This window comes from Brachybacterium sp. GCM10030252 (genome assembly GCF_042666535.1).
Lineage (GTDB): Bacteria > Actinomycetota > Actinomycetes > Actinomycetales > Dermabacteraceae > Brachybacterium.
Map to the genome: position 1 here is coordinate 29,904 of NZ_JBHTDM010000009.1, position 21,714 is coordinate 51,617.

The window sequence follows — 21,714 nt, forward strand, 5'->3', positions numbered from 1 at the left end:
GCGGTGAGAATCGCTGGCGACCTGCGCGAGGCGATCATCACCGGCGCCCTCGCCCCCGGCGAACGGTTGCGCGAGGTCGCTCTCGCCCAGCAGTTCGGAATCTCCCGCGTCCCCGTCCGGGAGGCGCTGCGTGAGCTCGCCACCGACGGCTACGTGCAGCTGCGCCCCAACGCCGGGGCCCGCGTGGCCGAGCCCGAGCATGAGGATATGCGCGTGCTGTTCGACATGAGGATCGTGCTGGAGACCTCCACGACCCGCACCGCGGCCGAGCGCGCCGCCCGCCTGACCTCGCCGCAGGGGGACCCGGAATGGGCAGCGGCATGGGAGGCGGCGCACGAGATCCTGCGAGCCGGTGACGACGCCATCTCTGCAGATCGTCCGGAGGAGCTGGCCGCTCTGAACGTGCGCTTCCACAATGCGCTGGGGGCGCTGTCGGGGCGGGCCAGCTTCACCTCGCTGCTGCGCCAGCTCACCGGGCGCACGCAGTGGATGCACGCCTTGGCCCCGGCCCACGTGCGCCACCGCGGAGACGCCGCATGGAACGAGCACCGGGAGATCCTCGAGCACATCGGCCGCGGCAACGCCCGCGAGGCCAGCGACCTCATGTCCCGCCACCTCGAACGCTCCCGGAACGCCTTCCTGGCCTCCCGTACGCCCGAGCAGGCCTGAGGGGCCGGTCGGGTCCGCCGGGCGTGAGCTGCCGCCGCCCACCCGAGTCGACGCGGCGATCCCGGGGCGACGCGGCGATCCCGGGTCGGCGCGGCGATTCACCCGCCCGGAGAACGCTCCCGCGGGAACGCGCGCATCTCGTAGACGTTCCCGCGGGAACGTCTACGGCTCGAAAGCGTTCCCGCGGGAACGTTTCTGAGACGTGCGGGCTCTCTCACTCGCTCTCGCGCAGCCGGTGCCCGAGGATCGCGACGCTGAGGGTGACGGCGACGGTCACCGCGATACCCAGCCACAACGAGATGTAGAGCGTCAGTGCGCCGACGAAGGCGCCGAGCACGATGAGCACGATGGCCAGGATCCGTCGGCCCCAGGCCTCGCCCGTGCCGCCGGCGAGACGGGAATCGGCGGCCAGCCCCACGATGGTGGAGGTGACCACGACGGTGGTGACGTCGGCGACGGCGAGGCGCCGGGCCGCGGCCGCCTGCATGCCCATCGCCACCGCGAGCAGAGTGGTGGTGGCGGCTCCGAGGACCGCATGGGACGGCGTGCCGGGCAGCGCGGCGATGATCGCGGAACCGAGCAGACCGGCCGTGACCAGCACCAGGAGCACTGTGGTGCGCGTGGTCCACGTGCCCTTGGGGGTGGGGCCGAGCACGCGCCCGCCCAGGACGGCCCCCGCCAGGAAGCCGAGCAGGGCCAGTGCCGGCCGGACGATCGGGAGCCCGTTGGCGCCCGCGAGTCCCATCCCGAGCAGGACCACGTTGCCGGTCATGTTGCCGCTGAAGACCCGGTCGAAACCGAGGTAGCCGACCGCATCGATCACCCCCGTCGAGAAGGTCAGGGCGAGCATGAGGGTGAGATGTGGACGAGCGCGCACCATGTTGCGGATTGTATACAAGCAGGTAACCCCTCGACGTGCTGACCAGGCAGTGGACACGCTCAACTACGCGAGAGTCCTTCTCGGCTGCACGCCGCCCCGATCGTGCACTGCGTGGCGTTCGCCAGGTGCCCTGGCGTTCGGCGGCCCTTCGGCGGGTTCAGGCCTCGTCGCCGGCCGTGATCGCCTCGGCCTCCTCGACACCGGTGAGGTGGTGCTGGCCGACCGAGTCCAGGTGGCGCCGGCCGATGACCAGCATGAGCATGCTGGCCACCACGCTGGCAGCGGCCAGCAGATACGGAGCACCCGCTGCGGTCGCGGCCGCGAGCGGGCCGGCGACGGCCGGGGCGATCGCCCCGCCGAGGAAGCGCACGCCGGAGTAGGCGGAGCTGGCCACTCCACGCGGAAGGTCGGTGGCCTCCATGACGGTCTCGGTCAGGGCGGTGTTCATGATGCCCAGCAGCAGGCCGCCGATCACGATCAGCACCACCAGGCCGGCCATCGACTCATGGAAGACGCTGAGGACCAGCATCAGCACGGTGAGCAGCCCGAGCGTGCCCAGCAGGGTGGGGATCAGCCCGAGCCTGCGAGTCAGGATCGGGGCGACGAACACCGAGGTGATCGCCAGTGCCACGCCCCACCCGAAGAACACGCCGCCGATGCCGAGGGCGCCGAACTCGAGTCCGTGGGCGGCGGCTGCGTCCTCCAGGGGGAAGGGTGAGTAGGCCAGCAGCGTGAAGAAGGCGAAGTTGTAGAAGATCGCGGTCAGGGCGAGGGTGCGCAGCGCCGGGTGGGCCAGCGCCCGCAGCGAGGCCAGCGGGGAGACGTGTGCGGGCTTGGCCTCCTTCTGCAGCAGCACCATGATCGCGAGGAAACCGACGGCCATGAGCACGGCGGTGCCCGCGAAGGGGGCGCGCCAGGAGACATGGCCGAGCAGCCCGCCCAGCAGCGGTCCGACGGCCATGCCGATGCCGAGCGCCGTCTCGTAGAGGATGATCGCGCCGGCGCTGGGCCCGGCGGTCGCACCCACGATCGCGGCCAGCGCGGTCGAGATGAACAGGGCATTGCCCAGGCCCCAGCCGGCCCGCAGCCCGATGATCTCGCCGACGGATCCGGCCCCTGCGGCCAGCGCCGCGAAGATGACCACCAGGGTCAGGCCGATCAGCAGGGTGCGCTTGACGCCCACCCGCGAGGCGAACCAGCTGGTGAAGAACATGGCGATCGCGGTGACGAAGAGGTAGCTGGTGAACAGCAGCATCGCCTGCGAGGGCGTGGCCTCGAGCTGGGTGCTGATGGCAGGCAGGATCGGGTCGACCAGGCCGATGCCCATGAAGGACACGGTCGCGGCGAAGGCGATCGCCCACACGGCCTTGGGCTGGCGGAAAGCCTCGCGCAGGGTCGGGGCAGAGCTGCCGGCCGGCGCGGTCTGCGAGGCCGACGGCGGGCGGTCAGCGGGAGCGGTCTGAGGGGCCGACGGTGAGGTGGCGGCGTGTCGCGACGCCGACTCGGGAGCCTGGGAAGCCATGCGGAAGAGTCCTTCGAGCGGGATGGGATGGGGAAAGGGCGGGCGGTTCGGGATGTGGTCGTCGGCGCAGGGCACGCGTTCGCCGGCGGGGGCACCGGGCGGGCACGAGGACGCCGGCCTGCAGCCGTGCGACCTCTCGGGTCGACGGGCCGACGGCCATGCCGTCGTGCGGGTTACCCGTCGTGCGTGTCGACGATGCGGGCGAGGATCTCCGCGGCCCGATCGAGCGCGTCGAGGTCCTCGGCGGGGAGGGGGTCGAGAAGCGTCCCGACCCCGTCCGCGAGCTGCGTTCTCCACTGCGCGAGCTGGGCCGAGCCCTGATCGGTGATGGAGACGAGCGAGGAGCGGGAGTCGTCGGGATCGAGCTCACGCTGGACGAGGCCCTCCTCCTCGAGACGCTTGATGACCGTGGTCGCCGTGGGACGGGAGACCCGCTCACGGTCGGCGATCTCGCTGAGGCGCAGCGGTCCGTGCCGGTCGATCGTGGCGACCACGCGCCAGGACACCGTGCCGACCCCGACCTCGGACCGTCGGGCGGCGAGCCGCGAGAACTGGCTGCAGACCAGCGCAAGATGCTGCGAGAGCTCAGCGGAGGGCGGGGGAGGAGTCGTCACAGGCACTCACGATAGTGAGCAATGCTAACCAGTGCAACGTCCTCGGCCCGGGCGGGAGACGCACGAGACAAGGCGGCCCCTCGGGGTCCACTGTCAGACGCGACCATCCGTGCACACTTCGCGCTCGCTCCACCAGGATCGAGACGACCGCGCGCCGATGCCTGCGCCGCGCACCCGGGCCAGGAGGATCAGGTCCATCCCGCCGCTGTGCCTGTCATCAGCGGCGTGGAGCTGGGCGAGCCCGACGGCTTCACCGTGGCGGAGGACCAGGAAGCACTGCACCTCCGGCAGACGCGCCCCGAGGTACTTCGCCCGGATCACCGCATCCGGCAAGGGGCTCGGCCCGCCCCAGCCGTGGAAGAACGGATCGTCGAAGAGTGCCCGAAGTTCCGCGAAGTCGGCCGCTGAGGTCGGCCGTACGTGTACCGCGTCGCTCGTGCCCGCGGCGGGAGGTGTGCCACGCGCAGGAGGCAGCACGGCCCGGCTCAGCGGATCAGCGGCTGACCGGGTCGGCGCCAGTCCCGGCGAGCAGCGTGTCGAGGTCGCGAAGATGCGGGGAGCCTTCCCAGTCGCCGGGGGTCGTGCAGGCGAGGGCTCCGCAGGCGTTGGCCCGGGTGAGGCGAGCGGGCACATCGAGCCCCTCGAGGCGCGCGCTGAGGTAGCCGGCGACGAACGCGTCTCCGGCGCCGACGGTGTCCACCACGTCGACCTCATGCCCAGGTGCTTCAGCGATCTCCGTGGCGTCGCCCCCGGCGAGAGCCGCGGCCCCGTCGGCGCCGAGCTTGATGACGACCTCGCGGCGGGACCCGGCGGACAGCGCCCGCAGCAGCCCGCGGTGATCATCCTCGGCGACAGCCGGCGCCAGGATCGAAAGCTCCTCCGGCCCGCCGAAAAGGATGTCGACGTGCTCGAGCATGTCCCCGAGCAGCTCCGCGAGGCGCTCGCGGGAGCCCAGGCGGGAGCGGTAGTTCACGTCGAGGCTGACGGGCACGCCGGCGGCGACGGCCCGCTGGACGGCGGCCGCATTGGTGGCATGCGCGCTCTCCGAGAGCAACGGCGTGATGCCGCTGAGGTGCAGCAGACGGGCGTGCTCGATGAGGCCGACGGGGAGATCGTCCGGCCTGATCGCGGAGGCGGCGGAGCCGGCCCGGTAGTAGTCCACGCGCGTGGTGGTGGCGCTGGGGCGCGACTTGACCATCAGCCCCGTCGGCCGCTCGGGATCGATCCCGCAGTGCACCTCCACGCCCTCGCCACGGACCTCGCGGATCACCCGCGTGCCCAGCGGATCATCGCCCACCCGGCTGACCCAGGCCGACGGGACGCCGAGACGACGCAGGCCGATCGCGAGGTTCGACTCGGCGCCGCCGAGCGCGATGTCCACCGAGGACAGGTGGGCGAGGGAGCCGACGGCGGCGCTGCGCATCAGCGCCATGGTCTCGCCGAGGGTCACGACCCAGGGTGCGGAGCCCGCGGGCACCGGCTGCTGGGGGACGGCGGGCGCGGGCGGGCCGGCGGGACTGCTCACGCCCCGGCCTCCCGGGTGGTCGCGCCGACGAACTGCACGGCGCGGTCGGCCAGGGCATCGAGGCTGCCCCCCTTGAGGGCGTCGCCTAGCAGCGGGCCGCCGACGCTGACGGCGTCGGCTCCGGCCTGCAGCCAGTGGCGGGCCGCATCCAGGTCCACGCCGCCGGAGGGGATCACTCGGATGCCGGGGAACGGGCCGCGCAGGTCCTTGACGTAGCCGGGGCCGACGACGCTGGCGGGGAACACCTTGACCGCCGCCGCGCCCGCGGCCCAGCCCTGGTGCAGCTCGCTCGGGGTGAGGCCGCCGGGAATGATCGCGATGCCTGCCTCGGCGGCGGCCTCGAGCAGGTCGGGGCGGGTGATCGGGGTGACGATGTAACGGGCGCCGTGCTTGGCGGCCGTGCGCAGGTCGCCCGGGTCGGTGACGGTGCCGACGGCGATGTCCAGCTGGTCGCCGAAGCGCTCCACCAGGCCCGGCAGCTCCTCGAGGGTGCCGGGGGTGGAGAGGGTCAGCTCGACGGAGCGGATGCCGGCGCCGGCGAGGGTCTCCAGGATCGGGGCGTACTGGTCGGCACGCTCGCCGCGGATCACCACGATCAGGCGCGCGGCCGCGGTGCGCTCGGGAAGGGTGGGGCGGTCGGTGGTGGTCATGAGAGGTCCCCTTGTCGTGGATGGCGGTCGACGGGATGCACCTGCACCCCGATTCTCACAGCTGCGGTGCGCACGGCTCGAGCCCCGGCGGCCTCGATCCTCATCGCTGCGGTGGTGACAGCTCCAGCAGCACCTTGGCCGAGCGGGAGGCGTCCTTCGCGGTCGCGAACGCCTCGGTGGCCTCGGAGCCCGGGAGCATCTGGGTGATCACCGCGTCGAACCGTTCGTCGGCGGCCAGCAGCTCGATGGCCTCGTCGATCTCCGTGTCGAAGCGCTGGGTCCCGCGCAGCTGGACCTCCTTGGCGACCAGGCGGGCGAGGTTCACCGGGATCTCGGTGTCCGGCAGGATCGCGACCTGCACGATGATCCCGGCCGGTCGCACGGCGCGCACGCCGGAGGACAGCGAGGCCGGCGCCGAGGAGCATTCGAGCACGACGTCGTAGGTGTCGTCGGCCGGGGCCTCGTCGGTCACCTGAATCGTCCTCGAGGCTCCGAGGGCCGCCGCGCGCTCGAGCGGCTCGGGGCGCACGTCGGTCACATCGACCGAGTCGGCCCCGCGGTGCAGCAGGGCGGAGACGGCCAGCAGACCGATCGGCCCTGCTCCCAGGACCAGGCACTTCTTCCCGGTGACGTCACCGGCGATGGTGACGGCGTGGAGGGAGACAGCGAAGGGCTCCGCCAGGGTCGCCCGACGCAGCGGCAGGTTCTCCGGCAGTGGACGCAGGTTCCCGCGATCGATGACGAGGTACTCGGCGGCGGCGCCCTGGCGGTGAGGGAACACGCTGGCGCTGCCGAGGTAGTCACCGTGCGGCCACAGATGGGGGCGGTCCTCCAGGCCCGGCTGGCTGGTGCCGTACCGGGCCGGGTGCACGGTCACCGGAGTGCCGGGCGCGTACTCACCGGTGGGGTCCAGATCCACGACGGCCGACAGCTCGTGGCCCGGGATCAGCGGCTCGCGGATGACGAACGCACCGTTGGCGCCGTGGAAGTAGTAGTGCAGGTCGGAGCCGCAGATGCCGACGTAGGCGACCCGCAGGCGCACCTCGCCCTCGCCCGGCTCGACGTCGGGGACGTCCTGCCAGCGGATGTCGCCTGCGGCATGGATGGTCAGGGCCTTCACGGGCGGTTCTCCTTCGAGGGGGCGGACGTCAGGGACGCGGACAGGGCCTCGCCGGCCGCGGCGCGCGGGCCCGACCGGACGATGGTGGTCAGCAGGTGGCCGACGGTCTCGACGAACTCCTCATGCTCGGCCAGCTGCGCGGAGAGGCATCCGCTCTCCAGCAGCACCCGGGCGTGCTCCGCCGGGGTCGCGGCCGAGGCTGCGACCTCCTGCAGTCGCTGCTGGGCAGGATCGCTCATCGCCCGGGCCTGCTCACCGGGCTCGATGCCGCGCGGCGGGATCACGCACGCGAACCAGGCCGCGACCGTCAGGGCCAGCAGGGCCGGCATGTCGCCGCGCTCGAGGTGGAACAGGGCCGGGACCGGGACACGCTGCGGCAGGCGCATCGACCCGTCGGACCCCACTTGGCGGGTGCGGTGGCCCAGGTCGTGGTTGCGCCAGCGGTGCTGCAGGTCAGCGATGTATTCGTCGACCTCGAAACCTGCGGGGAGGTCGATCGTGGGCACGTTCTCGCGCTCGATGAGGGCAAGGGTGGCCTCGGCGATCCAGTCCTGCTCGAAGGCCTCGGGAATCGTGCCACGATCGTCCAGAGCGCCGAGGTACGCGATCAGCGAGTGCGGCCCGTTGAGGATGCGCAGCTTGACCTGCTCGTACTTCTCGACCTCGTCGGACATGATGGCGCCGCCGCGCTCCCAGGCGGGCCGGCCGGCGGGGAAGTCGTCCTCGATCACCCACATGGAGAACTGCTCGGCCCGCACCGGTGCGGCGTCCCGGACGCCCAGCAGCTCGGCGACCTGGTCGGACGTCTCGGGCGTGGTGGCGGGCACGATGCGGTCCACCATGGCGTCGGGGAAGGCGACCTGGTCGCGCACGTAGGTCAGCACGTCGTCCTCGGCCCCCGAGTGCTCGAGGAACTCGGTGACCATCCGGCGCGCGGTCTGCCCGGCGGCGGAGACGTTGTCGCAGGGCAGCACGGTGAACGGTTCGCCGCTGCGGGCGCGAACGGTGAGGCCGCGGGCGAGCAGTCCGATCACGGTGCGGGGCGCGGAGGGGTCGGCGAGGTCCGCCCGCAGCGGCTCGGCGTCGACGTCGAGGTGACCGGTGCGCGGGGAGACGTAGTAGCCGCCCTCGGAGACGGTCAGGGTGAGGATCCGGCGATGGGCGTCGGCGACCTCCCGGATCACGGCCTGCGGATCCTCGGCCATCACCCCGACGCCGCGGTGGACGTCGACGACGTCGGCCCGGGTGCCGCTCTCGGAGAGCTCGAGGACGCTGTAGAGGCCGTCCTGCCTGCTCATCGCGTCGACGACGGAGCGGGAGCGGTTGGCGAAACCGATGATGCCCCAGTCGCCCTCCTCGGCCGCGAGCGCTCGCGCAGTGTGCACAGCCGCGTGGGCGCGGTGGAAGGCGCCGAGGCCCAGGTGGATGATGCCGGCGCGGGAGGGGTCCGACGGGGCGGCGGCCCCGAGGCGGGGCAGTCCGCCGGAGCGGGCCCTGTCGAGACGAGGGACGTCCCCGGAGGTGGACACGGGAGCCTCCTGGTTGGTGCGTGGTCACGCTGTCTGCGTGACGCCGGAACACGACCCGGGGGACTGCCCGGCGCAAAGCGTTCCACAACGCGGAACGGATGTTTCGATCAGCATATCAAGAGGTCGAGGCGTCGGTCGTGCCGACGGGGAGGCGCCGAGGCCGATCTTGACAGTCCTTAAGTAAGAGTTGCAGACTAAGCGGTCGAAGCGCTTCGACGAAACGCTTCGACGAAGCGCTTCGATGCGTTGACACAGCAGTCGCCGCACAGCGCGACCCACGACGAGGAGGACGCGGGATGGCCACGATGAGCGAGGTCGCACGCCATGCCGGCGTCGCCCTGAGCACCGTGTCCTACATGCTCTCGGGGGACCGGCCCGTGTCCCCGGCGACCAAGGAACGCATCGAGCAGGCCATGACCGAGCTCGGCTACCGGCCGAACGCGATCGCTCGCAGCCTGGCCAGCCGGCGCACCCGGATCCTCGCCCTGCACCTGCCCGAGCTCGACTTCACCGCCGGCGAGACCGTCTTCGAGATCGTCCGCGGTGCCTACGATCGGGCGTCCGAACTGGGATACCTGCTCTCGGTGTGGCCGATCGATGTCGACCGCGCTCCCGAGGAGCTCATCGACCTCGTCGGCCAGGGGCACGCCGACGGCGTCCTGCTGGTCGAGGTCGGTATCGAGGACCGCAGGATCGATGCCCTGTCGGAAGCCGACGTGCCCTTCCTGTCCATCGGCCGTACCGGCGACACCTCTCGCCTGCCCTACGTCGACATCGACTTCGAGGCCACGGTCCGCGAGGCCCTGGACGAGCTGATCGAGCTCGGCCACCGCGACGTGGCGCTGCTGGGCCGCTCGAGCGCCCTCGAGGCCGACGGCTACGCCCCCGCGGTGCGCTCCCACGAATCCTTCGCCCGGATCGCCGGCGAGCGCGGCATCCGCCACCGGGAGTACACGGTCGAGGCCTCTCCCCAGGCCGGTCGCGCCCTGGCGAGAGACCTGTTCAGCGGGGAGGACCGCCCCGATGCCGTGATCGCCCTGAACGACCTCGCCGTCGTCGGGCTCGTCAACGAGCTCGCGCTCATGGGCGTCGAGCTGCCCCGCGACCTCTCCGTGGTCACCGTCGTCTCCAGCCGCCGCACCGGATCGATGACCACGCCGACGCTCGCCGGCTGGCAGGGTCCCGGCGAGGAGATGGGCCGCCGGGCGGTCGACGGTCTGCTCGCGCGGCTGGACGACCCGGAATCCGCCCCCAGCCAGGTCCTCGTGACCTGCACCCGATACCACGGCGACTCCGTCAGCGATCGCCGCGATCCCACCAGCATTCCGATCCCCGGCACCGGGTCCCGCGATCCGCGGCGTCCGTCGGACAGCAGCTGACAGCCCGTCCCTCACAAGGAAGTAGGAACCATGAAGCGCAGAGATTTCACCACCCTCGCCGCGGCCACGACGCTCGGGGCCGCCGCCGTCCCCACGCTCAGTGCGTGCGGCTCCGGCGGCGGGTCCGGTGACGGCACGTCCCTGGTCATCTGGCATTACGAGAACGAGGACTCCGCCATGGGCCAGGCCTGGGCCCGGGCGCAGGAGATCTTCGAGGAGAAGCACCCCGAGGTCACCGTCACCGTCGAGAAGCAGACCTTCGAGCAGCTCCAGAAGAACGCCAAGATCGTGCTGACCGGCAACGACGTCCCGGACCTGATGGAGTACAACAAGGGCAACTCCACCGCCGGCCAGCTCGCCTCGCAGGGGCTGCTCGAGCCGCTGACCGAGGTCGCCGACGAGAACGGCTGGGGGGACAAGCTCTCCGAGAGCCTGCAGGCCACCTCGCGGTACGACGAGTCCGGGCTGATGGGCTCGGGCGACTGGTTCGGCCTGCCCAACTACGGCGAGTACGTCTACGTCTTCTACAACAAGCGGATGTTCGACGAAGCCGGCGTCTCCGTCCCCACCACGCTCGAGGAGTTCGAGGAGGTCCTGCAGACCTTCGTCGACCAGGGCACCGTCCCCCTCGCCGAAGCGGGCGCCGAGTACCCGGCCGGGCAGCTGTGGTACCAGCTGGTGCTCGCCCACGGTGACCGCAGCTTCGTGGACGCCTATCAGCTGTTCGACGGCGAGGTCGATTTCGCCGGGGATCCGATCATGGCCGGCGCCCAGCGTTTCGCCGACTGGGTCGAGAAGGGCTACATCTCCGCGGACTCCGCCGGGCTGACCGCCGAGGACATGGGCACCGCCTTCATCTCGGGCACCTACCCGATCATGTTCTCCGGCTCCTGGTGGTTCGGGCGCCTGGTGGCAGAGATGTCCGACGACTGGGGGCAGTTCCTCTTCCCCGGCACGGACCTGACCATCGGCTCCTCCGGCAACCTCTGGGTCGTGCCCACCAATGCCGCCAACAAGGACCTGGCCTACGAGTTCATGGAGATCACCATGACCCAGGAGGTCCAGGACCTGCTCGGCCAGAAGGGCGGCCTGCCCGTCGCCGGGGACACCTCCACGATCGAGGACGAGAAGACCAAGGAGATGACCGAGAACTTCACCGAGGTCATCGACGCCGACGGTCTTGCCTTCTACCCGGACTGGCCGGTGGCCGGCTTCTACGACCAGGTCGTCAGTGCGATGCAGTCGTTGATCAACGGCTCGAAGTCCCCTGCGGACGCCATGGCAGAGCTCGGCGAGAGCTACTCCACCGGGCGCGCCGACCTCACCGGCGAGTAAGAGCACCAGCTGGACCACCCCGGGGCGGGCCGCCGCGAGCGGTCCGCCCCACCCCTCTGAGGAGAGCACATGACCACGACCGATGCCGCGCCGACCGCGGTGACGCCGGCCCCGCGGCGCAGGCGGAGCAGGAACAGCCGGGCCGGGTACTGGCCCTACATGCTGCCCGGCCTGATCTCCTTCCTCGTCGTCATCCTCGTCCCCTTCGTGCTGAACATCTGGTACAGCCTGCACAGCTGGAAGGGCGGGCTCGCGCCCAAGCGCTGGAACGGGCTGGAGAACTACACCGCGCTGCTGGCCGACGAGGCCTTCTGGCTCTCCTTCCGCAACTCGATCTCGATGATCGCGGCCATGGTCGTGGTGCCGACCCTCATCGGGCTGCTGCTGGCCGCCATGCTGTTCGACTACGTCGCCAAGCACTGGAACAGCCAGACCGCCGCGTTCCTGCGCGCCACGTACTACATGCCCCAGATCCTGCCGATCTCGGTCGCCGGCATCGTGTGGAACTGGATCCTCAACAGCCAGACGGGCGCCGTGAACACGATGCTCGAAGGGCTGGGCATCGCCGACCCACCCAACTGGCTCGGCGACCCCTCGCTCGCGCTGCCCTCGGTGATGCTGGTGCTGATCTGGATCCAGATCGGCTACCCCACCGTGATCTTCATGTCCGCCCTGCAGCGCGTCGAGCCCGAGCTGTACGAGGCGGCCGAGCTCGACGGAGCGGGCTGGTTCGCCAGGTTCCGCGCCATCACCGTCCCACAGATCTCCCCGGAGACCTTCGTGATCGTGCTGACCTGCACGATCGCAGCGCTGAAGGTCTTCGCGCCGATCTACGTGCTCACGCGCGGCGGCCCGGAGAGCTCCACTCTCGTGCCCTCGTACTACTCGTACCTGAACTTCTTCGACACCTCGCGGGTCGGATACGGGGCGGCGGTCGCGACCGTGCTGACCCTGATCATCGTCGTCATCGCCGGTGGCATCCAGGTGCTGCAGAACCGCAGTGCCCGCAAAGACCAGGAGGGCCGCTGACATGGCCGCAGACATGACTGCTTCCGCCCCCGCCCCCGGGGCCGCTGCGCCCGAGGGCGCCGGAGCCCCGACCGGCCCGGCGACCCCGTCGCCGCGTCGTCGACGGGACCGCCACCACCGCGGGTGGGCCCGCTGGGTGGTGCTGGCCCTCGCCCTCGCGATGGCCGTGTTCATGGTGGCCCCGTTCCTGCTGATGCTGCTGAACGCCTTCAAGTCCCCGGCGGACTACTCCGCCGGCGGGCCCCTGTCCCTGCCCCGCGGCCTCTACCTCGACGGGCTCACCGCGTTCTGGGAGCGGGTGAACTTCCCGGTCAAGCTGTGGAACTCGCTGTGGACCTCCGCCCTGGTCTCCGTCTTCGCCGTGCTGCTGTCCCTGCTGAACGCCTATGCGCTCGGCGTCGGGAAGGTCACGGGGCGCCTGTGGCTCGTCGGCCTCTTCCTGATGGCCAACATGCTGCCGCAGGAAGTGCTGATCTACCCGCTGTTCGACATGGCACGCATGGTCGGGCTGACGGACAACCCCTGGTCGATCGTCATCATCTTCACCGTCGTCCAGTCGGCGTTCGGGACCTACCTGCTCGCCTCCGTGCTCGGCACCTTCCCGCCCGCGCTGCTGGAGGCGGCGCAGCTGGACGGTGCCACTCGCTGGCAGATCCTGTGGCGGATCGTGTACCCGGTGGTGCGCCCGACCATGGCCGTGCTGATGATCTTCTTCTTCATCTGGACGTGGAACGAGTTCTTCATCCCGCTGGTCATGCTCACCAGCAACGACAACCAGACGGTGCCCATCGCGCTGTCGTCGCTGCAGGGCGACCGCATGCTCGACGTGCCGACGCTGAACGCGGGAGCCCTGCTCTCGCTGCTGCCCACCTTCATCTTCTTCCTGATCTTCCAGCGCACCCTGACCCGTGGTGTCACGGCCGGGGCCGTGAAGTGACATCACAGGACGTGACGCCACAGGACGTGACGCCACAGGACGTGGCGCCGCAGGACTCTTCCCCGACCCCGCGAAAGGAACGCTGACCATGCGCTTCACCAACGGATACTGGCTCGACCGCGAAGGCTTCACCGTCCAGCGCGGACGGCAGGTCCACGACCTCCAGGTCGATGCCGAGCAGTCAGAGGTGCGCGCCTACGCCCCGGTCCGGCCCGTGCACACCCGCGGGGACACCCTGAACAACCCGCAGCTGACCGTCACCTACCAGGCCGTCGCCGACGGCGTGATCCGGGTGCGCGTCCAGAATCATCGCGGGGTGCGCATTCCCGAGCCGCGCTTCGAGATCGCCGCGGATGCGCAGTACCGCGGCGTGATCACCGAGGGCGCCGACGGGGCCGTCTCGCTCGCCGCCGGCGACCTCGAGCTGCGGATCGCCCGGGGGGATGAGTGGAAGGCGGACTTCGTCTCGGCCGGACGCGAGCTGACCAGCTCCCTGGAACGGTCGATCGCGCACGTCATCGCGCCCGACGGGAAGCGGTACATGCACGAGCAGCTCACGCTCCGACCGGGGGAGAGCATCTACGGGCTCGGTGAACGCTTCGGCGCCTTCGTGAAGAACGGCCAGAGCGTCGACATCTGGAACGAGGACGGCGGGACCACCTCGGAGCAGGCGTACAAGAACGTGCCGCTGTACCTCAGCTCGCGGGGGTACGGCGTGTTCGTCGAGGACACCGGCGGGGTGTCCTTCGAGGTCGGCTCGGAGATGACCACCCGCGTGCAGTTCTCCGTCGAGGGTCAGTCCCTGACCTACCTGCTGATCGACGGCCCCACGCCGAAGGACGTGCTGCGCCGCTACACCGGCCTGACGGGCCGGCCGCCGCTGGTGCCGGAATGGTCGTACGGACTGTGGCTGTCGACGTCGTTCACCACCGACTACGACGAAGCCACCGTCATGTCCTTCATCGACGGCATGGAGCAGCGCGGGATCCCGCTGTCCGTCTTCCACTTCGACTGCTTCTGGATGCGCGGCTTCACCTGGAGCGACTTCATCTGGGATCCGGCCACGTTCCCGGATCCCGAGGGCATGATCCGGCGCCTGCACGAGCGCGGGCTGAAGGTCTGCGTGTGGATCAATCCCTATATCGCCCAGAAGTCCTATCTGTTCGACGAGGGCATGGAGCACGGCTACCTCGTGCGCACCACCTCCGGCGACGTGTGGCAGACCGACCTGTGGCAGGCGGGGATGGCGCTGGTGGACTTCACCAACCCCGAGGCCGTGCGCTGGTACCGCGGCAAGCTCGAGGCCCTGCTGGACATGGGCGTGGACTGCTTCAAGACCGACTTCGGTGAACGCATCCCGGTGCGGGACATCTCCTGGCACGACGGGGCCGATCCGGAGAAGATGCACAACTACTACACGCACCTGTTCAACCGCACCGTGTTCGACCTGCTCGTTCAGCGGCGCGGGGAGGGTGACGCCGTGCTGTTCGCCCGCTCCGCGACGGCCGGCGGCCAGCAGTACCCGGTCCACTGGGGCGGGGACAACGACTCCTCGCTGCCCTCGATGGGCGAGACCCTGCGCGGCGGGCTGTCGCTGGCGCTCTCCGGCTTCGGGTACTGGAGCCACGACATCGGAGGCTTCGAGGGCAACCCGGACCCGCTGGTGTTCAAGCGCTGGCTGGCCTTCGGCCTGCTCTCGTCCCACTCGCGCCTGCACGGCTCCAGCTCGTACCGGGTGCCGTGGGCGTTCGACGACGAGGCCGTGGCCGTGGCGCGCCGTTTCACCGTGCTCAAGCAGCAGCTGGTGCCGTACCTCCAGGACATGGCGCGGCAGGCGCACGAGCACGGCACCCCGCTGCTGCGCCCGATGGTGCTCGAGTTCCCCGAGGACCGCACCTGCCACGCCATCGACACCCAGTACATGCTGGGCGATTCCCTGCTGGTGGCGCCGGTGTTCGACCCGCAGGGCGAGGTGGAGTTCTACCTCCCCGAGGGGCGCTGGACCTCCGTGTTCGACGGCACCGTCGAGACCGGAGGGCGCTGGCTGCGCCAGAGGCACGGCGTCATGACGCTGCCGCTGTACGTCCGCGACGGAGAAGATCTGGGGCTCGACATCGCCGCCATCGACGGCTGAGTCCCCGGCCGGTCGAGCCCAGGCCGGCCATCCCGGGCCCCGCCACGACCGTCGGCCGTGGCGGGGGCCGGGGCAGCGATGGGGAAGCCCGCGGGTTCCGCGGCAGCCATGACGAGCCGGCCGCCGCATCCACGATCGGATGCAGCGGCCGGCTCGTCGTCTCCGACGGCTGGCGCCGGATAGGGGTGCTACTTGCTGAAGCCCGCGGTCAGGCCGCTGATCAGCTGTCGGCGGCCGACGATGTACAGCGCCAGGATCGGCAGCGCGGAGAGGATCACGGCGGCCAGCACGGCCGGGATGTTCTGGGTGAACTCGCCCTGGTAGGCCCACAGCGACAGGGGCAGCACGCGCTGCTCCGAGCTCTGGGTGAGCACCAGGGGGAAGAGGAACCCGTTCCACACCTGCAGCGCGTCGTAGATGCCGACGGTGACGATCGCGGGCCTCGCCAGCGGGATCACCAGCGAGCGGAACATCTGCCAGTCGCTCGCCCCGTCGACCGTCATGGACTCGTACAGCTCCTTGGGGACGTCCCGCAGGAAGTTCGTCAGGATCAGCACGGTGATCGGGATGGCGAAGGCGATCGAGGGCAGGATCAGCGCCCACAGGGTGTCGTAGAGGCCCAGCTCCACGATCAGGTAGTAGATCGGGATGATCGTGGCCTGCAGGGGGATGGCGATGCCCAGCAGGAACAGGCGCTGGCTGAACCGGGCCAGCCGGGTGCGGCTGCGCACGATCACGTAGCTGGCCAGCAGCGAGGACACCACCACGGCGACCACGGTGAGCGCCGTGACGAACACCGAGTTCGCGAAGTAGCGCAGGAAGTCGTTCTCCAGCACGTACCGATACGGCTCGAACGTGAAGTTCAGCGGCAGCGACAGCGGGTTGGACGAGTAGTAGTCCGACTGCGGCCGCACGCTGGTGACCACGATGTAGTAGATCGGGACCAGGATGACCAGCAGCCACAGGAAGGCGAGGACGCCGCCGATGACGTTGGGGGAGCGGTGACCGCTCGTGGTCGAGATGCTCATCAGGCGCCCTCCATCTGGCTTTCCATGCGGTCGGCTCCCGAGATCCGGTTCAGGGTGAGCGACAGCAGCAGGCCCACCACCACGAGGATCACGGCGATCACGCTGGCGGGGCCCATCTGATAGGACCGGAAACCGGTCAGGTACATATCCAGCGGCAGGATCCGGGTGGCATTGCCGGGGCCGCCCTGGGTCAGGATGAACACCAGATCGAAGTAGGTCAGCGACCCCACCAGCATCAGGGTGGAGCTGGTGACGATGGTGTACTTCAGCTGCGGCAGGGTGACGTTGAAGAACTGTCGCACCCGGCCGGCCCCGTCCAGCGTCGCCGCCTCGTACATGGAGGCGGGGATCTGCCGCACACCCGCCTGGTAGAGCAGGGAGTGGAACGGGACGAAGGACCACGAGATCACCATGATCACCGTGTAGAACGCCAGGTTGGGCGAGCCCAGCCAGTCCTGGCCGAGCCAGTCGAGACCGAAGGCGCGGGAGAGCCCGAAGTTCGGGTCCAGCAGCGCCCCGAAGGTGATCCCGATGGCCGCGGCGGAGAACAGCAGCGGCAGGAAGTACAGCACGGAGAAGGCCTCGCGGTACCGCTGATGACCGGCCATGAACGTGCCCAGCAGCAGGCTCAGCGGGAACTGCACCACGTAGCTCAGCGCCGTCAGCAGGAACGTCAGCTTCATGGCGTTCAGCGTGACCGGGTCCTGGAAGACGGTGAACCAGGCGCTGAGGCCGGCGAACTGCGGCGTGCCCAGCCCGTCCCACGCGAAGAAGGACAGCACGACCACGCCCGCCAGCGGCAGCAGCGCGAAGATGCCGAAGAAGCTCAGCGCCGGCAGCAGCAGCCAGTTGCTGGGGCCGGTCCGGTAGCCCGTGCGGGCCCGGTCGCCGGTTCCGCGGGGGCTGTCGATACCGCCACGGGATCCGTCCCGGGAGCCTGCAGCGTCCTCCCGGGACGGGTCCACACCGGCCGCGCCGGCGGCGGACGGATGCGTGGGGGACTGCGCCGAGGTCATGAGTCGATGGTCGCGTTCATGTTGGCGACGAAGTCCGCGGGCTCGATCTCCCCCAGGAAGATCTGGGAGAGGTTGGTCAGCAGCTCCTGGGCCGGGGCCGGGGGCAGCGCCTGGTCCCAGGACAGCTGGAAGTGGGGAGCGTTCAGGACCATGTCGTAGGCGAAGGTCAGGAAGTCCTCGTCGTCCAGACCCTTGAGCTTCTCCTCCAGCCCGGCCACGGCGGGGATGGCGCCGATGGACAGGAAGTCATCGACCATGTCGTCGTTGAGGTTGTACTCGTTGAGGTACTGGATCGCGAGCTCCTGGGTCTCCTCGTCGGCGTCGGCCGAGACGGACCAGTAGTTGGCGGGGTTGCCGACCACGTTGGCCGGGTCGCCCTCGCCGCCCTCGACCTCGGGGAAGTTGAGGAAGCCCAGCTTGCCGTCGGCGACGAACTCGGGGGCGTCCTGCTTGAAGGTGCCGTACACCCAGCTGCCCTGGAGCAGCATCGCGGCCTGCCCGGTGTGCACGAGCGCGGCATCGGCACCCGCATCGGCCGTGACCGACCCGAAGCCGGAGCCGAAGGCGCCGGCGTCGACCAGCTCGACGATGGACTCCAGGGCGGAGGTGATGGCCGGCTCGGACCAGGCCTCCGGTTCGCCTTCCAGCACCTTCTGGAAGGCGCCCTCGCCGCCGATGCGGTCGGTGAGGTACTGGATGTACATCAGCTCCGGCCACACGCTCTGCCCGGCCAGGGACAGCGGGGTGACGCCGGCGGCGGAGAAGGTGTCGATGGCGGACATCAGCTCGTCCCACGTGGTGGGCGGGGTGACGCCGTGCTGCTCGAACAGTTCGGTGTTGTAGTACAGGATCACCGGCTGGGTGTCGTTGTTGGGCACTCCGTACTGCTTGTCCTCGATCTTGCCGACATCGGCGATCGAGGGGATGGTGCGGCCCAGCACGTCGTCCACCTTGCCGGTGAGGTCGACGACGGACTCGTTGTCGACGTAATCGGCCAGGGTGCCGCCGGCCCAGTTGAACACCAGGGTGGGGGCGTTGCCGGAGCCGATCGCGGTGCGGATCTTCTCCTTGTAGGCATCGTTGGCGAAGAACTGCACGGCGAACTCGTTGTCGGGGTTCGCTTCGTTCCAGGCGTCGAAGGAGGCCTGGTAGGTGTCCTGCTTGGCGCCTGTGAGGGCCCAGACGGACAGGCTCGACGGGGAGCCGGCCCCTCCCGAGGGCTGGGCGCCGCCGCCGCAGGCGCTGAGGGTGGCGAGGGCAGGGACGGAGATCCCGAGGCCGGCGAGAGTCGCGCGGCGGGTGACAGGCTTCATTGCTGTACTCCAGTTCGCAGGTCCGGCAACAGTGCCGAAAGCTTTCGGAAAGTGCGAGTGCAGTGTCAAGGTAGCCCGCGCGATCCAGAGTGGTCAAGCCCAGGTCATGGTCCGATGCCCGTTCGAAACTCTCCCCGCGACAAGAACTGCCCGGACCAGCACATGCGGAGTCGGAAGGGCGCTGGTCGGCTCCTCATCGTGGCCTGGCGCGAGTGCGTGGAAGGGAGCGTGTGGAGGGGCGTCTTCCGGGGCATGCAGCGCCCGGCCGGCGTGCAGCGTCCGGCCGGTGTGCAGCGCCCCGCGCGGCATACAGCGCCCGGCCGGTGTGCAGCGTCTCCGCCATCGTGAGGGCGTGTCGAGCGGGGTGTGGCACGAAGGTGTAGCTGAGCGGACCGAGACCCCTCTCAGAGCAGGGCAGATGCCACACAGCTACAGGTTCGTGCCATCGCCCCCTCCGCTCGCAGGCCCCGCGCGCCCCGCCCGGGGACAGACGAGAGCCCGGCGACCACGAGGTCACCGGGCTCTCGGGGAGCAGGGCAGGCTCAGGCGGTGGGTGCCGAGGCCAGCACCCGCGCCTGGTTCTGGGCCTTCACGGCGAGTTCGACCGCCTTGAAGGCGTGGTCCTGGGTCATGGCGTTGTCCGTACGGTTGAGCACGTCGAGGATGAGCTCGCCGAAGTAGGGGAAGCCCACCTGGCCGTTGGCCTCGATGCGGTGCTCGCCCTTGCCGTCGACGAGGATGACCTGGCCGCCACCGTTGTCGGTGGTGACGTCGAGGTACTTGCGCAGCTCGATGTAGCCCTCGGTGCCCAGGATGAACGTCCGGCCGTCGCCCCAGGTGCGCAGCCCGTCGGGCGTGAACCAGTCCACGCGCACGTACCCGGAGGCGCCGCTGGACAGGGCGATGTGGGCGTCGCCGAAGTCGTCGAGCTCGGGGTGGTCGGGGTGGCCGAAGTTGCCGATCGAGCTGGAGAGGATCTCGGCGTCGTCGGAGCCGGTGAAGGTGAGCATCTGCTCGAAGTTGTGGCTGCCGATGTCGGTGAGGATGCCGCCGTAGCGGGCGCGCTCGAAGAACCAGTCGGGCCGGGAGGCGGGGTCACCGAGACGGTGCGGGCCCATGCCCATCACCTGGATGACGTCGCCGATGGCGCCACGCTCGATGTACTGGCCGGCGAGCACGGCGGCCTCGACGTGGATCCGCTCGGAGTAGTAGACCGCGTACTTCTTCCCGGTGCGCTGGGTGGCCTCGCGCGCCTTCGCGAGCTGGTCGAGCGTGGTCAGCGGGGCCTTGTCGGTGAAGTAGTCCTTCCCCGCCTCCATCACGCGGATGCCCAGGGCCGCGCGGTCGGAGGTGACCGCGGCGGCCGCGACCAGGTGGACCTCCTCGTCGGCGAGGACCTCTTCCTCGCTCTCGGCGATTCTCACCTGCGGGAACTTCTCCTGGAACGCCTGGGCGCGCTCGGGCTGGGGATCGTAGACCCACTTCAGGGTGCCCCCGGCCCCGAGCAGGCCCTGGGTCATGCCGCCGATGTGGCCGTGGTCGAGGTGCATCGCGGCGAAGACGAACTCGCCGGGCTCGACGACCGGGCTGGGCATCTCGGCGGGGGCGTAGTCGGCTCCTTCGGAGGCGGCCATGGGAGGGGTCCTTTCGACGAACGGTCTGGGTGGTCTGGGACGGGGAGTCGGATGGGAGGGGCGCGGGCAGGCTCAGGACGCCGCCGCGGCACCGGCCGGGTCCGTCCCGCCGACGGTGATGCCGCCGTCCTGGGAGGCGACCGAGGCGGTCTTCTCGAAGAAGTGCGGTGCCCTGGCCTCCAGGGTGCCGGCGCGGTAGTAGGGGTCATCGGCCGGGATCGGCAGGTCGATGGTGCGGCGCTCGATGGCCGCCGCGTAGATCGCCGTGACCAGTTCCAGGGCCCGTCGGCCGTCCTCGCCGGTGATCAGCGGGTCCCGGCCCTCCCTGATCGCGGCGATAACGTCGCGCAGTTGGCCGGCGTGGCCGGTGTGCTCCAGTTTCGGCAGTGCCGCGTTGAAGGATTCGAGGTCGGCGACCAGCGAGCTGTTGCCCTCGGGGGTCGGGAACCCGTTGGGCTGAGGGGTCTCGGCGACCACGGCCCAGGGCTGGGAGACGCGGGCGTGCTCGCCCTGGATCACGATCTCCTGCTGCTGGCCGTGGTGGACGACGGAGCTGGTCAGCTCCGCCAGGCCGCGCTCGTACTGCAGGATCGCCACCCCGAGATCCTCGACCTCGGCGTTGTGGTGCTGAGCGTTGGTCATCATCGCCGCGACCGCCTGCGGCCGGCCCAGCAGCCACAGAGCGATGTCGATGTGGTGGATGGCGTGGTTCAGTGTGCAGCCGCCGCCCTCGGAGGCCCAGGTGCCGCGCCACCACAGGTCGTAGTAGGACAGCCCGCGCCACCATTCCGAGGCGATGCGGGTGTGGGAGATCGATCCGAGCTTGCCCGAGTCCAGGACGGCCTTGAGCCCCATCATCTCGTCGCGGAATCGGTTCTGCGCGATCACCGAGAGGATCTTCCCGCTGGAGCGCTGCGCCTCGATCATGGCGTCGCAGTCCTCGAGCGAGGGGGCCATCGGCTTCTCGACGATCACGTTGATGCCGGCCTCCAGCGCCTTGACCGCGACCGGGCGGTGGGCCGACGGGGGCGTGGTGACGCTGACCAGGTCGAGATCCTCGGCCTCGAACATCGCGTCGGTGTCCGCGTACGAGCGGGCCTCCGTCAGGCCGAACGCCTCACGCTTGGCGTCGGCCCGCTCGAGCGTCAGGTCGGCCAGGGCGACGATGCGCACCTCGTCGGACGCCTCCAGGTAGGCACCGAGATGGGCGTCGGAGATGTTGCCGGTACCGATGACAGCGACGTTGAGCATGAGGCGGAGAGCCTTTCCGGCGGTGGGGCGGGCGAACGGTGAGCGATGGAGAGTGGGCGATTGGTGGGGGTCAGTGAGGGTGAGAGGTGGCTCGGAGTCTGGGCCGGGCTTGTACGACGTGCCCTGCCAGCAGCGCCGTGCTGCGGCAT

19 protein-coding genes are annotated in these 21,714 nt (G+C 70.1%); 7 read left to right on the forward strand and 12 right to left on the reverse strand.

The window, feature by feature from the left end; translation table 11 throughout:
• The first annotated feature begins 3 nt into the window (after positions 1-3).
• A complete protein-coding gene (locus tag ACFQRJ_RS08820) occupies positions 4-669 on the forward strand; it encodes a GntR family transcriptional regulator (RefSeq protein ID WP_377018638.1) in 666 nt (221 codons plus the stop codon).
• A gap of 214 nt (positions 670-883) precedes the next feature.
• Here the strand turns inward: ACFQRJ_RS08820 and ACFQRJ_RS08825 are convergent, their stop codons facing one another.
• The 3 genes from ACFQRJ_RS08825 to ACFQRJ_RS08835 all read right to left on the reverse strand — a co-directional run bounded on the left by ACFQRJ_RS08825 (position 884) and on the right by ACFQRJ_RS08835 (position 3,685).
• Positions 884-1,549, reverse strand: a complete 666-nt coding sequence (locus tag ACFQRJ_RS08825) for a YoaK family protein (RefSeq protein WP_377018639.1) — start codon at positions 1,547-1,549, stop codon at positions 884-886.
• A gap of 157 nt (positions 1,550-1,706) precedes the next feature.
• Complete coding sequence (locus tag ACFQRJ_RS08830) at positions 1,707-3,071, reverse strand: MFS transporter (protein ID WP_377018640.1); 1,365 nt, start codon at positions 3,069-3,071, stop codon at positions 1,707-1,709.
• Between the two features lie 173 nt (positions 3,072-3,244).
• Positions 3,245-3,685, reverse strand: a complete 441-nt coding sequence (locus ACFQRJ_RS08835) for a MarR family winged helix-turn-helix transcriptional regulator (RefSeq protein ID WP_377018641.1) — start codon at positions 3,683-3,685, stop codon at positions 3,245-3,247.
• 207 nt (positions 3,686-3,892) lie between these two features.
• Between ACFQRJ_RS08835 and ACFQRJ_RS08840 the strand changes: the two genes are divergently transcribed.
• A complete protein-coding gene (locus ACFQRJ_RS08840) occupies positions 3,893-4,093 on the forward strand; it encodes a hypothetical protein (RefSeq protein ID WP_377018642.1) in 201 nt (66 codons plus the stop codon).
• 85 nt (positions 4,094-4,178) lie between these two features.
• Here ACFQRJ_RS08840 and ACFQRJ_RS08845 read toward each other — a convergent pair whose 3' ends face one another.
• From ACFQRJ_RS08845 to ACFQRJ_RS08860, 4 genes are all read right to left on the reverse strand, one after another.
• Positions 4,179-5,210, reverse strand: a complete 1,032-nt coding sequence (locus ACFQRJ_RS08845; protein ID WP_377018643.1) for a sugar kinase — start codon at positions 5,208-5,210, stop codon at positions 4,179-4,181.
• Positions 5,207-5,860: a bifunctional 4-hydroxy-2-oxoglutarate aldolase/2-dehydro-3-deoxy-phosphogluconate aldolase gene (locus ACFQRJ_RS08850; RefSeq protein ID WP_377018644.1), complete on the reverse strand. Its 654-nt coding sequence runs from the start codon at positions 5,858-5,860 to the stop codon at positions 5,207-5,209. The genes ACFQRJ_RS08845 and ACFQRJ_RS08850 overlap by 4 nt, the downstream gene beginning before the upstream one ends.
• Before the next feature lie 100 nt (positions 5,861-5,960).
• Positions 5,961-6,980 carry an L-idonate 5-dehydrogenase gene (locus ACFQRJ_RS08855; protein ID WP_377018646.1) on the reverse strand — a complete coding sequence of 340 codons (1,020 nt, stop codon included), beginning with the start codon at positions 6,978-6,980 and terminating at the stop codon, positions 5,961-5,963.
• Positions 6,977-8,509: a mannitol dehydrogenase family protein gene (locus tag ACFQRJ_RS08860; RefSeq protein ID WP_377018647.1), complete on the reverse strand. Its 1,533-nt coding sequence runs from the start codon at positions 8,507-8,509 to the stop codon at positions 6,977-6,979. Before ACFQRJ_RS08860 ends, ACFQRJ_RS08855 begins: the two co-directional genes overlap by 4 nt.
• 296 nt (positions 8,510-8,805) lie before the next feature.
• On the opposite strand from ACFQRJ_RS08860, the gene ACFQRJ_RS08865 reads away from it, so the two are divergent.
• The 5 genes from ACFQRJ_RS08865 (at position 8,806) to yicI (ending at position 15,323) form a co-directional block, all read left to right on the forward strand.
• Positions 8,806-9,888, forward strand: coding sequence for a LacI family DNA-binding transcriptional regulator (locus tag ACFQRJ_RS08865; protein ID WP_377018648.1), 1,083 nt, complete (start codon positions 8,806-8,808; stop codon positions 9,886-9,888).
• A gap of 30 nt (positions 9,889-9,918) precedes the next feature.
• Complete coding sequence (locus tag ACFQRJ_RS08870; protein WP_377018649.1) at positions 9,919-11,223, forward strand: ABC transporter substrate-binding protein; 1,305 nt, start codon at positions 9,919-9,921, stop codon at positions 11,221-11,223.
• 69 nt (positions 11,224-11,292) lie between these two features.
• Positions 11,293-12,252 (forward strand): carbohydrate ABC transporter permease, encoded by a 960-nt coding sequence (locus tag ACFQRJ_RS08875; protein ID WP_377018650.1) that lies wholly within the window; start codon positions 11,293-11,295, stop codon positions 12,250-12,252.
• Between the two features lies 1 nt (position 12,253).
• Positions 12,254-13,189 (forward strand): carbohydrate ABC transporter permease, encoded by a 936-nt coding sequence (locus tag ACFQRJ_RS08880; RefSeq protein WP_377018652.1) that lies wholly within the window; start codon positions 12,254-12,256, stop codon positions 13,187-13,189.
• An 88-nt stretch (positions 13,190-13,277) separates the two neighbouring features.
• Entirely contained in the window at positions 13,278-15,323 is a 2,046-nt protein-coding gene (gene yicI / locus ACFQRJ_RS08885; protein ID WP_377018653.1) for an alpha-xylosidase, read from the forward strand.
• Positions 15,324-15,511: 188 nt separating this feature from the next.
• Here yicI and ACFQRJ_RS08890 read toward each other — a convergent pair whose 3' ends face one another.
• The 5 genes from ACFQRJ_RS08890 to ACFQRJ_RS08910 all read right to left on the reverse strand — a co-directional run bounded on the left by ACFQRJ_RS08890 (position 15,512) and on the right by ACFQRJ_RS08910 (position 21,565).
• Entirely contained in the window at positions 15,512-16,351 is an 840-nt protein-coding gene (locus ACFQRJ_RS08890; RefSeq protein ID WP_377018655.1) for a carbohydrate ABC transporter permease, read from the reverse strand.
• Positions 16,351-17,367, reverse strand: a complete 1,017-nt coding sequence (locus tag ACFQRJ_RS08895) for a carbohydrate ABC transporter permease (protein ID WP_377018656.1) — start codon at positions 17,365-17,367, stop codon at positions 16,351-16,353. The genes ACFQRJ_RS08890 and ACFQRJ_RS08895 overlap by 1 nt, the downstream gene beginning before the upstream one ends.
• Positions 17,364-18,680, reverse strand: coding sequence for an extracellular solute-binding protein (locus tag ACFQRJ_RS08900; RefSeq protein ID WP_377018657.1), 1,317 nt, complete (start codon positions 18,678-18,680; stop codon positions 17,364-17,366). The genes ACFQRJ_RS08895 and ACFQRJ_RS08900 overlap by 4 nt, the downstream gene beginning before the upstream one ends.
• Before the next feature lie 542 nt (positions 18,681-19,222).
• Positions 19,223-20,314, reverse strand: a complete 1,092-nt coding sequence (locus ACFQRJ_RS08905) for a Gfo/Idh/MocA family protein (RefSeq protein ID WP_377018658.1) — start codon at positions 20,312-20,314, stop codon at positions 19,223-19,225.
• A gap of 72 nt (positions 20,315-20,386) precedes the next feature.
• Positions 20,387-21,565 carry a Gfo/Idh/MocA family protein gene (locus ACFQRJ_RS08910; RefSeq protein ID WP_377018659.1) on the reverse strand — a complete coding sequence of 393 codons (1,179 nt, stop codon included), beginning with the start codon at positions 21,563-21,565 and terminating at the stop codon, positions 20,387-20,389.
• Positions 21,566-21,714 lie beyond the last annotated feature (149 nt).